This is a genomic window from Synergistaceae bacterium, from assembly GCA_021372895.1.
In the GTDB taxonomy this organism is placed as follows: domain Bacteria; phylum Synergistota; class Synergistia; order Synergistales; family Synergistaceae; genus JAJFTP01.
The window spans coordinates 1-11,905 of record JAJFTP010000025.1 but is presented as its reverse complement, the minus strand read 5'-3'; the positions used below and the strand labels follow the sequence as shown (position 1 = coordinate 11,905).

The 11,905-nt window shown below is 47.9% G+C and carries 13 protein-coding genes and 1 tRNA gene; 3 read left to right on the top strand and 11 right to left on the bottom strand.

What is annotated here, in order from left to right:
- The 7 genes from LLF78_02395 to LLF78_02365 form a co-directional block, all read right to left on the bottom strand.
- The coding region (locus LLF78_02395; GenBank protein MCE5201350.1) for an ABC transporter permease at nt 1–510 on the bottom strand (510 nt) is incomplete at its 3' end.
- Nucleotides 507–1,208: an ABC transporter ATP-binding protein gene (locus LLF78_02390; GenBank protein ID MCE5201349.1), complete on the bottom strand. Its 702-nt coding sequence runs from the start codon at nt 1,206–1,208 to the stop codon at nt 507–509. The genes LLF78_02395 and LLF78_02390, both read right to left, overlap by 4 nt.
- Nucleotides 1,209–2,408 carry an efflux RND transporter periplasmic adaptor subunit gene (locus LLF78_02385; protein ID MCE5201348.1) on the bottom strand — a complete coding sequence of 400 codons (1,200 nt, stop codon included), beginning with the start codon at nt 2,406–2,408 and terminating at the stop codon, nt 1,209–1,211. It lies immediately after the preceding gene.
- Nucleotides 2,409–2,410: 2 nt separating this feature from the next.
- The gene (locus LLF78_02380; GenBank protein MCE5201347.1) at nt 2,411–3,664 is read right to left on the bottom strand and encodes a TolC family protein; all 1,254 of its coding nucleotides are present in this window, start codon (nt 3,662–3,664) and stop codon (nt 2,411–2,413) included.
- 23 nt (nt 3,665–3,687) lie between these two features.
- Nucleotides 3,688–5,079, bottom strand: a complete 1,392-nt coding sequence (locus LLF78_02375) for a hypothetical protein (GenBank protein MCE5201346.1) — start codon at nt 5,077–5,079, stop codon at nt 3,688–3,690.
- Nucleotides 5,076–5,768 carry a response regulator transcription factor gene (locus LLF78_02370; GenBank protein MCE5201345.1) on the bottom strand — a complete coding sequence of 231 codons (693 nt, stop codon included), beginning with the start codon at nt 5,766–5,768 and terminating at the stop codon, nt 5,076–5,078. The genes LLF78_02375 and LLF78_02370 overlap by 4 nt, the downstream gene beginning before the upstream one ends.
- A gap of 432 nt (nt 5,769–6,200) precedes the next feature.
- A complete protein-coding gene (locus LLF78_02365; GenBank protein MCE5201344.1) occupies nt 6,201–7,022 on the bottom strand; it encodes a hypothetical protein in 822 nt (273 codons plus the stop codon).
- A gap of 312 nt (nt 7,023–7,334) precedes the next feature.
- On the opposite strand from LLF78_02365, the gene LLF78_02360 reads away from it, so the two are divergent.
- Nucleotides 7,335–7,408: transfer RNA gene (locus LLF78_02360), tRNA-Cys, on the top strand.
- Between the two features lie 276 nt (nt 7,409–7,684).
- On the opposite strand, the gene LLF78_02355 is transcribed toward LLF78_02360, so the two are convergent.
- The 3 genes from LLF78_02355 to LLF78_02345 are packed head-to-tail and all read right to left on the bottom strand — an operon-like array spanning nt 7,685 to nt 8,569.
- Nucleotides 7,685–7,906: a hypothetical protein gene (locus LLF78_02355; GenBank protein ID MCE5201343.1), complete on the bottom strand. Its 222-nt coding sequence runs from the start codon at nt 7,904–7,906 to the stop codon at nt 7,685–7,687.
- Nucleotides 7,899–8,195 carry a hypothetical protein gene (locus LLF78_02350; GenBank protein ID MCE5201342.1) on the bottom strand — a complete coding sequence of 99 codons (297 nt, stop codon included), beginning with the start codon at nt 8,193–8,195 and terminating at the stop codon, nt 7,899–7,901. Before LLF78_02350 ends, LLF78_02355 begins: the two co-directional genes overlap by 8 nt.
- A 41-nt stretch (nt 8,196–8,236) precedes the next feature.
- Nucleotides 8,237–8,569, bottom strand: coding sequence for a hypothetical protein (locus tag LLF78_02345; protein ID MCE5201341.1), 333 nt, complete (start codon nt 8,567–8,569; stop codon nt 8,237–8,239).
- Nucleotides 8,570–8,715: 146 nt separating this feature from the next.
- Here LLF78_02345 and LLF78_02340 point away from each other — a divergent pair, with 146 nt between their 5' ends.
- Together LLF78_02340 and larE are read left to right on the top strand one after the other, a co-directional pair.
- Entirely contained in the window at nt 8,716–9,189 is a 474-nt protein-coding gene (locus tag LLF78_02340; protein ID MCE5201340.1) for an L-2-amino-thiazoline-4-carboxylic acid hydrolase, read from the top strand.
- Nucleotides 9,161–10,006 carry an ATP-dependent sacrificial sulfur transferase LarE gene (gene larE / locus LLF78_02335; GenBank protein ID MCE5201339.1) on the top strand — a complete coding sequence of 282 codons (846 nt, stop codon included), beginning with the start codon at nt 9,161–9,163 and terminating at the stop codon, nt 10,004–10,006. The genes LLF78_02340 and larE overlap by 29 nt, the downstream gene beginning before the upstream one ends.
- Here larE and LLF78_02330 read toward each other — a convergent pair.
- Entirely contained in the window at nt 9,987–11,498 is a 1,512-nt protein-coding gene (locus LLF78_02330; GenBank protein MCE5201338.1) for a Do family serine endopeptidase, read from the bottom strand. The two genes, larE and LLF78_02330, sit on opposite strands and share 20 nt — an antisense overlap.
- Nucleotides 11,499–11,905: the final 407 nt, after the last annotated feature.

The window sequence follows — 11,905 nt, the reverse complement described above, 5'->3', positions numbered from 1 at the left end:
TCCAAGGGGGTTCTCCCCAGGGAACATTTTTTCAACTATTGTATTGCCTATAACCGCAACTTTTGTCGCCTGCCGCACATCGCTCTCGCTTATGTCCCTTCCGCTGTCTATCTCCCACTCCCTCACTTTGGAGAAAGAAGGTGTACTTCCTGTAATACTTGTACTCCAGTTGGTATTTCCGTATATAACAGACCCTGATGTGTTTATCATCGGAGCCACGGCTTCTATTCCTGAGACTTCGCGTTCGATCGCCTGGGAATCACCATAGGTCAAATAGCGCATTATCCCGGTTGTAGACATTGCAGACCTATCAGGAAAAACTATTATAAAATTGCTACCAAATGATGCTATCTGTTCATCTATGCTCTTGTTAGCACCAGCTCCTACTGCAAACGCAGCGATCACAGCGGCCACGCCTATGATTATACCAAGAGCGGTCAACATTGAGCGTGTTTTGTTCCTCTTAAGGGCCCTGACCGCAGTCCGGCATATCTCTACCGTTGATATCATGAAGTGTGCCCCTTTCCGTTAAGCTCATCACGCTGGATCATCCCATCCTTGAAGTGAACGACCCTTTTGGCATAAGCCGCAACGTCCGGTTCGTGGGTGACAAGGATAATAGTGATACCGTCCTCCTCGTTGAGCTTTCGGAAAAGGCTCATTATCTCGTCACTTGTCTTTGAATCAAGATTGCCCGTGGGCTCGTCGGTCATAAGTATGGGAGCTCTGTTGACTATGCCGCGTGCGATGGCGACCCGCTGCTGCTGTCCTCCGGAAAGCTGCGTTGGTTCGTGGTATAGTCTGTCACCTAGTCCCATATTTTCAAGCGCGGTTTTAGCCAGCCGGTGCCGCTCTTTAGCCGGGACTCCTGCATATAGCAGAGGAAGCTCGACATTTTCAATTGCACTCGTCTTTGGCAGCAGGTTATAACCCTGGAAGACAAACCCTATCTTCCTGTTTCGTATTTCCGCAAGCGTATCTCCGTCAAGGAGACCTACGTCCTCTCCGTCAAGGATATATGTCCCTGAAGTCGGCCTGTCGAGACAGCCTAAAATGTTCATGGTCGTAGATTTGCCTGATCCAGAAGGCCCCATCATTGTGACAAATTCACCCTTTTCTACAGTAAAGTCAATTCCATGAAGAATCTCCATTTCATCTTTCCCAAGCATGAAACTTTTTTTTATTTGCCTGAGTTCAACGAGAGCCATCTACTTATCCTCTTTCTCGATAATTATTCCGGTTATTATGTCCTCTCCTTCGGAGATACCGGATATAATTTCAGTATTCTGTCCATCTGTTATGCCTTTTTTAACCTCAACTTTTACAGGCGTTTTTTTATCCAACTTATAAACAGCCGGAGCTGCAACTTCAGCTATATTCAGCTTGCCGCCTCCCGGAGATCCCTGCGTTGCCGTATTAGCGTTCAGATCGACAGGTTTGAAACGAAATGCACTGTTCGGTACCACTATTACATTTTCGCGTTCCTTGACTATAAGAGATACGTTTGCGGTCATCCCGGGCAAAAGAACGCCATTTTTATTTGAAACTTTGGCTATTACTGTATAAGTGACCACATTATCAGATGTTGTGGCAGGTGCGAGGCGTATCTGAGAGACCTTTCCCTCAAAAGATTTATCCGGATACGTGTCAACTGTAAATATTGCACTCTGACCCTCTTTTACTCCGCCGATATCAGCTTCGTCAACATCGATTTCAACCTGCATCTGTGTAAGGTCTTTTGCAATTTCTGCAATACTTGGCGTTTGGTAGCTTGCCGCCACTGTCTGTCCTTTTTCAACATTCTTGGATACGATGACACCGTTAATGGGTGAATATATTTTGGTATAACCAAGGGTTATCTCAGCCTTATAAAGGTCTGCCCTGCTCTGGTCCACATTTGCAGCTGCCGCTGCACTCTCCGCCTTTGCCACAAGCAATGCTTTCTCGTCATTATCAAGGTCGGATCTGGCTACAAGGTCCTTAGCGGCAAGTATTCTGGTACGCGCAAGGTTCTTCTGTGCGTTGGAGAGGACCGCTTTGGCATTTGCCAGGTTAGCCTGCGCTGAATTTAATGCCGCCCTGGCTGATTGAACATTTGCTATTTGAGTTGAAGGATCCATCTCCGCTATTAGGTCTCCCTTTTTGACCACACTGTTGTAGTCTATGTAAACTTCGTTTATGGTTCCGGATATCTGTGTCCCGACATCAACGGTTTCAACCGGGTTCAGCTTGCCTGTAGCGGATATTACGGAACGCAGATCAGATTTGACGGCTTTTTTTGTCTGGTACTGTATCTCCTGTGTACGGTGCGTCATGTACCAGTATCCCCCTCCGGCTGCGGCAAGGATTATAACTAAGGCTATGGCAGCCTTCAGACCAAAATATTTTTTAATAACACCAATTTTCATGATTAATTCAACCCTCCCATAGCCTTTTCAAGATCAAGCCGTGCTTTTCTGCAGTCGTACAACGACTGGACTGTATTTGTCTGGGCCGTTGCATAACTTTCTACGGCGTCAGATATTTCCAGACTGTTGCCGACTCCGGCCCTGTATCTTTCGAGTGCGAGGTCCAGAGTCTCCTTGGCCTGGCGCTCAGCTTCACCGGATGCGGCAAAAGATTCTTTTGCTTCAATCAGGGCTTCCACTGCCTTTCTTACCTCAAGCACCACTGAGTTTGAAAGACTTTCCATCTCGGCACCCGCCTGTGCAAGATCCGCCGCAGCCCCCTGGACCTTGCTCCTTGTAAGTCCTCCGTCACTTAACGGGATACTTACCGCGACCTTGGCGGTCCATTCGCTGGTATCAGCCGGAGCTGATCCATATATGCTGTATCCTGCCGTTCCTGTTAAATTCGGAGAGAGGCCTTTTTTCTGAAGCTCGAGCCGAGCCTTCGCCGACTCGACCCTCTTCTTCTGCGCTATGAGCTCCGGCCTGTTTTCATCGGCTTTTTTCAGCGCATCTTCCATGCTTATGTTCCAATCAATATACCCCAGCTCATCTGCTATACCGCTTATTTGAAGCATCGGCACTCCCATTGCGGATGCAAGAGATGCCTTGTACTGCTCAATAGATGATACTGTCTTGACAAGTGTAAGTTTCGCGCTTGCAAGGTCAGATTCGGCCTTTGTTACCTCTATCTTAGCCTTAGTGCCGGCACTGTAATAGGACTTGGCCCAGCTAAGCCTTTTTTTATAGTTGGCGTATCTTGTCCTGGCAACTTCATTATCCCGGATCGATTTATTAAGCCCGTAGTAGGACTCACGTACATTTGACACCACCTGATCACGTGCTGCCATGTAATCGGAGACTGCAGCATCTGTATCAAGCTTCGCTCCTGATACTGACAAATTCCGCCGGCCCCAGTCATAGATCGACTGTTCAAGTGTAACGTCCGTTTTGTACGACCCATTGTCGCTATCTTCATCGCTGTTGCCGTTCCTTGAGTAATTCGCCCCGGCGCTAAGCTGAGGACGTCCGTCAGCTACAGCCTCGCCGACAGCAGCCTTCCTGGAATCTATCTTCCTTGCTGCCACGACCAGATCCGGATGTTTCTCGAGCGCAGTCTTTATGCAGTAGTCCAAAGTCAGGGGCTCTGCCGCAAAAGATGCTCCTGCAAACAACAGTTGGACCGCTATTGTGATTGCAAAAAAATACTTTTTCAATATCTATTACACCCCCGCCTTTATCATGCATGCGTAAGGGATACAGGTATCGTAACTGTAAATCTGCTGCCTGCTCCCTCTTTGCTGTCTACACTGATATTTCCGCCGTGTGCCTCAACGGCGGCCTTTACTATCGCAAGTCCTATCCCCATGCCGCCGCTCTTTCTGGCACGTGATTTATCCGCGCGGTAGAAGCGTTCGAATATATAGGGAATGTCTTTCCCAGATATGCCTATTCCGCTGTCTGCAACTGAGATTTCGACATTACCGCCGCCGCGTCTCAATGAAATGGTCACGCTCCCCCCAACGTCGGTATATCTCAGCGCATTTGAAAGCAGATTCTCAACCACCTGCCGTATTTTGACTACGTCAACCGCTATATAAACATCCTGCTCTATGTCTCTTGAGAGCGAAACAGATTTGTTGTCGAAGAGCGGGTCAAACGAGAGAGCAATATTTTCAAGCTCTTCAGAGAGATCCACAGTCGAGAGTGAGATGTTGTTTCCGGCGTTCTCTATCGACATAAGGCTCTCTACCTCTGTGATCAAATTCGAAAGTCTGTCGATTTCGTCAACTGTCAGCTTCACACGCTCGGGCGTCGACTCCCATACTCCGTCCTCAAACGCCTCAAGGTGTGATTTGATTATCGTAACGGGATTCCGCAGTTCATGGGCTATGTCGCTCATAAGGCGCTTACGGAGTTCCTCCTGAGCCTCCAGTTCGAGCCCAAGCCTGTCGATGCTGTCTATAAGCGTCTGTATCTCAGTTATATCGGAGCTCATTCCATCAGTGATCCTGTAATTGCCTTTGCTTATCAAAGAAGCCCGTTTAGCTACGTTCAGCACAGGCCGGCTTATCCTCTCAGCCATGAAGAATGCGATGAGCATGGCTATCGCGAGCATAAAAGCAACGGCGTAATACATATGTCTGTTGAACTGGCGAAGGAAAACACCTTCCCTGCTGTCATTGAAGGGCAGGCAGACAAAACGTACCGTCCCAACCTTTTTCCCGTTTACAATGACCGGCTCATCCTTGAAAACAAGCTCTCGGACATGACCGTGCATGTTTTGCATTTTGTCATCATTCATCATCATTCCCCGATCTCGTTTTATCTGGCGTCGGAACTCGCGCACAACAACTCCGTCCGCGTCGAAAAGAACAGCGCGGACTATGGGCCAGCGCAGAAAATCACCTCTTATTTCCGAAAGGAGGGCTTTATCCCAGGAATTGCTGCTGCTGTATATCTGCTGCATAAAAAGTACTATTTCCTGCTGATCCTCGAGGAGCTTATCCCCGGCAAACCGGCGGAACTGGTGATCAAGCAGCTTGGATATCGCCGTAGGTATTACAATCATACAGATTATGACTATTGCGACATATTGTATCAACATCTGGGTGTGCAGTGAACGTTTCATTCCGGTAGCCGCCCCGCTATCCTGTAGCCGAAGCCGTGTACTGTCTTGATGTATCCGTTTTCATGATCTGTATCGGAGAGTTTTTTTCTGATATTTTTAATATAGCTGTCTATTGAGCGCTCAAAACCGTCGTATTCATAGCCAAGCGCATATGTTATCAGTTCGTCCCTGCTCCATGTCTTCTCTGGACGCGCCGCCATTTTAGAAAGTATCATGAATTCGTTCCTTGTAAGAGGTATATCCTCTCCGTTCTTTTTTACCGTTAAATTCTGTACGTCGATCACTAAGCTGTCCCCTATTGTAATTATCTGCGCCATCCCATCACCGGATCCGTCCATTTTTCTTATGTTGGCGCGAATGCGTGCCATGAGGACCCTCGGGCTGAACGGTTTCACTATGTAGTCATCCGCACCGGCGTCAAGCCCTGCGACAACATCGTCTTCACGGCTGCGGGCCGTCACCATAAGTATTGGGACATTGGACACCTTGCGCATCTCTCTGCATACATCCTCTCCCTGCATGCCCGGGAGCATGAGATCAAGCAGCACCAGATCGTAGCAGTTCCCGCGGAACAACTCAAGCGCACGGAGGCCGTCAGGCGCTATATCGGCACCGTAGCCGTCACGCTCTATATATGCCTTCTCTACGTCAGATATTGCTTTTTCATCCTCTACTATAAGTATTTTCATGCTGTATTGACCTCCGTTTATAATTACGCTTTATTGCTTATGATGCCGCAGATCAATAGACAAGTCTATATGCGGGAAATGCGTTTCTTGGAAACAGTCGGCTATATCTTTCTTCAAAATCATTAGTTAGCAACTCAACTTTCCCACCTCTTGCTACTAGTGGATCCAAAACCTCTGTTTTTCGTCTTCTCTGTATGTTATTCAGCGGAAAACCAGTGGCTCTAAAATATTGAAGTCGCTGGATTCCCGCTCAAAAGCATGCGGGAAAGACGGTGGGAAAGTTGAGTTAGCAATATTCAGCCTGTGCATTACGACAGTTCATATTCTAATTCCAATTTTTCGTGCAGTTTAGAGTATTTCTGCCTGTTTAACAAGCGAGCGGGCGTAAGCCCGCTCCTTTGAGATATATATTTTGAATATTATTACAATCAGTTACTGCTGATCCTGATTGAAACCGGGGCAATAGCCAGCATTCTGTCCCATACTGAAATTCGGACTGTTTTTGAACTTACCGGGATTTTTAAGCATCTCTTCAAGCCTGGAGTCATTAAGTTTATTTTTAATTACCTGAGCCTGCTTATTGAGTTTACGGATCTTCGCCTTGTCAGGAACATCCCTGCTGAACTCGACCCTTATCTGCTCTTGTAGCTTTTTCAGCTCGTTTATTCTGGTCTTGTCCGCAGCTGAAATTTCACGCTTCTGACCTCTTGCCGCAAACTTTGCGGGGTTCTTAAGGATCTCTTCAAAGCGCGCTGTTTCTATTTCACGGGTCAGTTTCTGCTCCTGCGTGTGCATTGCCTGCGCTTTTGCCTTATCCGGCGTATCCTTACGAAGCTCCGTTCTTATCTCTTCACGTAGTTTGCGGACCTCTTCCATTTTAGCCCTCTGTTCGGCAGGAATATTTTTGCCCTTGCCGCGTCCGTCAAGAAGCCTTGGGTTTGCGCATATATCGTTGAAGCGCTGATTTTCAAGCTCCTGCCTGATGTTCAAAATTCTATTGTTAAGATCACGGGCCCTTGCCTTGTCCGGAACGGTCTTTTGGATCTCCTCACGGAGCTCCACACGGAGCCTGTGCATCTCTTCCATCCTGGCTCTTGTCTCCGGAGTCATGTTATCCCGCATCATGTATCCCTGCCGCATCGGGATACCATATCCCATTGCATTTCCCGCCGGCTTGCCTAGGCATGGGGCCGCGAACGCACTGCCCGCGAAAACCAGCACCAAGATCATTGCTGAAAAAATTTTCTTCTTCATATCCATCTACCTCCAATTTTGTAATAAACATCTTATAATGTTCATTGTTCAATCTTATCAGGCGTCTATGGGTATTTTATGACTAATTTGTGTGGATTTTATGTGGAAAATCCCAAATAGGGCCGGATGGAAATTTGCAGGACAGGAGTAATATTCTCATGATAATCATGGGATTAAAAGCAAAATCAGAACAAGGCCTTCAACAGGAACAACAATTATTGCGAAAAAACAGCAAAAAATCAAAAATATCATGTAATCTCCGGGCTGACACTTCTTGACACGTTTTAGTATGAACGTTATACTCTCCTTCGTGGCGGCATAGCCAAGCGGTAAGGCAGTGGATTGCAAATCCATCATCCCCGGTTCGAATCCGGGTGCCGCCTCCAAATAACAATTTACTCCCTGCAAAATGCAGGGAGTTTTTTTATTTCTCTTCATGTGCATCCAAGCCACACGCCTTATTATTCTTATTCCGCTCAGGACCGACGCTTACCCTTACAAATCATAGGATCAAAAACCGGCAGATGCTTTTTCGCAAGATGGCGGGAAATCCATGAAAATGCTTTGGACTCCGCCGCTTTGGCAAATCACACCAACTGAGACGGACAAGCTCTTTAACCGCGTTTATACCTTTGCGCAAATCCCGCGATACGGCAAAAATATCAGGCTGTCAGTTTCTTGAATATTTTCGCTATCGTGCGCGCCCCGGGAAACAGCAGCATTGATATTTTTCTGCCAGATAAGCCCAGCATTATCCCGGTGCTGAGCGCTATGCCTATCGATTTGAACGGTCTTTCCTGTATGGCCTTGACGGGATCGGCAGCTTCCAATGAAGCTGCAAATCTGGCCTTGGCTTCGTCCAGGGTCAATTTTTCGTTATTCAACGGGGCCGCCTCCGTTTCTGGAGGTATTCCGCCCCTTCGACAGGATCAAAAATCCCGGAACTGCAAGCAGAACAGCAACGACACCTGCTGCCGCAGGACCTCCGATGTAACAGCGCAACAACATATATAAAGCACATCCTGCCGCTATGGCGCCAACGAAGATCAACAGAACACCAAAACACATTATGAGGATGCCTTCTATGACTATTATTGTCTTTTCTCTTAAAGTCCTGCCCTCTGCCTCAACGAGATCAAAAAAGCTCATCAAGGCACCCGTAATGGTTCCCATCGGACTCACCTCATTCAGCACGGCAGCCCATGCCCTAATAGCTATTCTTCTCCATGGCGGCAGCAGCTGTCCAGTATCTTGCCAATTACTATACCTGCACCAAAGGATACTATGACAGAAAGGAACGGGTTATCTGAGACTTTGTTCCCAACCTTGGCAACAGCCATTCTGCCTGGCTCTTCGTACTTTTCAATCACCGGTCTGATAGCGTTAAGAACACCATGAGCACTATCATCGATGGCGCTCTTCACCTTTTCAAAATCAATCAGGTGTTTCGCTTCAGCAGCTTCCTTATGCTCTTCGAGCTCTTTTTTGAGATCTGCTATCTCCGCTTCCAGCTCCATGATTCTCTCGTCCTTAGTGGATTCTGTCATTTCCCTGCCTCCTCAGTACTTAGTGATAGATCTTCTATACCTTATAATATTTTATCATGATGTGGCTATAAGCGGAGGTTTGCATGTAAAATATCAGCATAACTACATAACTGCCATAATTTAAACTGAGATCCGGAGTGATGTGTATGAGAGAAAATTTTGCAGACGTACCCCTTCTTCAGCAGAGAGAGATAGAGATGAAGGTGCTGGGTCCTTTGATCAGGGCTTTTGCGGAGGAGTACGGAGAGGAAAAAACATACGGCATAGTACGGCGCACAATGCAGGATATCGCTCGTAACCTTGGCAGGGAAAAATCATTGGATTGCGGCGGAGGTCTTGAAAGTCTCAAGGCAAACTGCATATCCAAGTGGAATACCGGCGGGGAACTGGAACAGGAAATTCTTGAGGATTCAAGGGAAACCCTGCGCTTTAATGTCACGCGCTGTGAATTTGCAACCCTCTACAAAGATCTGGGCTACGGAGATATCGGCGCGCTGATCTCATGCGACCGCGATTCCGCATTCCTTGAAGGCTTCGATCCGGAGCTGGAGCTTGTCCGTTCGCACACTATCATGGGCGGGGATCCCCTCTGTGATTTTTGCTACAGAAAGAAAAGCTGATATGCCGCTCACTCCTCAGGAGAAATTACTGCAACTTGAGACACGCCTGAAAGAGTTGGGGCGCGTTGCCGTTGCGTTTTCAGGCGGCGCTGACAGTTCTTTTCTCGCTTATACCACAGGCAGGATTCTCGGCAATCAGGCGTTTTTGTTTACTATATGGTCTCCGTTGCTTTCTGAAAAGGACAAGGGAGAAATATTTTCATTCGCAGAGCGCTATGACATGCCGCTCATACGTATACCGACAGACGAGACCGACAGCCGTGAATTCTGTGCCAACACACCTGAGCGCTGCTATATCTGCAAATCAATACGACTCAAGACACTCGAGAGATATGCCGATCAATGGCATATCCCGTGGGTGCTGGACGGATCAAATATCGACGATCTCAATGACTACAGGCCCGGAATGAGGGCACTGAGTGAATCGAAGAGGACTCTCAGCCCACTTCTCGAGTGTGGTCTGAGAAAAACAGAGATAAGGGAACTATCAGCAGCATCAGGGCTCCCCACCGCAGAGAAGCCCGCGTCAGCATGCCTGGCATCGCGGATACCGACAGGGGTCAAGGTGAGTAAGGAACTGCTGACACAGATAGACCGCGGCGAGGATATATTGAGGAAATATCTGCCTGAAAACACACAGATACGGCTCCGCTTCGACGGAAAGAGAGCAAAAATAGAGACAGACCAGAGTTTTATCTCCGGTCTGTCTGATAAACTGGACATTATCAAAGCTGAGCTTTTGGATGTCGGCATTAGCGATGTTCTGATCGAGCCAAAAGGCTACATAATGGGGAGCGTCACATATCAACAGAGATGAAAAGCGTCTGCCCGCTTCTTGATATGAGAAGCCCCAGCGCCTTGTTTCCGGCTCCGATGACTTTATTCCAATCTGCAACCGTCTCCATCTTTTTCCTGTTGACTTCGAGAATCACGTCACCTGGGCGAAGTCCGAGCTTTTGACCAAGCGTCCCGGGCTGGATATTAACGACAACCAGCCCGTTGTCATCCTCCAGTCCATAGCGCTCCTTGAGGCTGCTGTTGATCTCTGCTACCGTTATGCCGATTTTGGTTGAGGTCCTCGTGTCCGGTGTCTTCAAAGTGGAGCTTTTTCTCTGTTTCTTTTGGGCATTGCTCCCTTCAATCTCCCCAAGCACAATTTCTATTTCCTGTTTTTTACCGTTACGGTAAATCTCAAATTTGACCTTGTCGCCGGCGAGCTTATTTCTGACAAAGAATACTACGTCCTGGCTGGTCTTGACCTTCTGCCCACCGATCGAAACGATCACGTCGCCGCGTTTGAGCCCGTACTTCTCAGCCGGAGAACCCTTCCGTACATCAGCTATGATAGAGCCTTCCTTAACCGGGATCTTATATGCCTCTATAAGTGAGGATGTAAGAGGCTGCACCGTAACTCCGATCCATCCCCTGCGAACTTCTCCGTGCTTGATAAGGTCATCCATAATCTGCTTAGCCATATTCACAGGTACCGCAAAGCCAATGCCCTGCGCATACGGCACGATAGCCGTGTTGATCCCTACTACATTGCCCTTAAGGTCGATGAGCGGCCCTCCGCTGTTACCCGGATTAATAGCTGCGTCAGTCTGCATAAAACCCTGAAAGCTCGTGTCTGGAGCCTGCAACGTTCTGTTCTTTGCCGAGACGACGCCTACCGTGACAGAATTCTCAAACCCGAGCGGGTTACCTATCGCCACTACCCATTCGCCCACTTCAGTGGCATCTGAGTCACCAAGAGTCAGTACAGGAAGGTTCGATGCCTTTATCTGAATTACCGCTAAATCGAACGTCGGATCCTGACCGACCTTCCTGGCGCTGAAAGTCCTTCCGTCAAGCAGCGTCACCCGGATTTTGTCCGCGCCCTCGACTACGTGGTTGTTCGTCAGTATGTAACCATCTTTGCTCACGATAAAACCTGAGCCCTTGCCGATGCGCGGCACAGTGCGCTCCTGGCCTCCGTCCCCGAAGAACTCCTCACCGAAGAATTCCTCAAAGAATGGATCTCCCGCGAACGGATTCGGCATGGGGGTCACTTTAACCATGGTCTCCGTATCGATATTCACGACCGCAGGAGAACTCCTTTTTACTATGCCGACGATTGGATTACCCGTGTAAACTTCCTGGGCGTTGGCGCTGGTCACGGCAGATGCCGCCTGATTTACAACACCGTCAGTCGTAACAGCGGACTGCCGCCCGACAATATATGCACCAAAAGTTCCGCCGGCGAATAATATTGCTGCTCCGGCCAGTGCAATCCCGAATTTCTTCATAAAATCAAGCATTTTCTCTGTCATCATGGGCACCCCCGTATCATCTGCTGATATATAAAAAACTAAAACACATACACACTCAGATATTGTAATGCCGTATAATCAGAATACATCAAGAAAATTGCGGATGAGTTTTACAGTGGAAAGGCGGAGCACGCCCGATATATCATGCACCAAAAAAGACTCAGCTTCTTCGGCAGTTAAAAGTTCCGCCGTTTTTTTGATTTGACACTTCAACAGCTGCACTTCTCTCATTTACTGCGTTCGATCCACAACACCGCTGCGTAAATGCGCTATCAGCACATATCCTTCACATTCCAGCAATCGAAAACAGATGGCAGGATGGGGTCTCCCATTCTGTCATCTGTCAGGAAACAATATAATTATCACACGTCAAACTTAGCAGGTTATTTTTTCTTTTCAGGATGCAT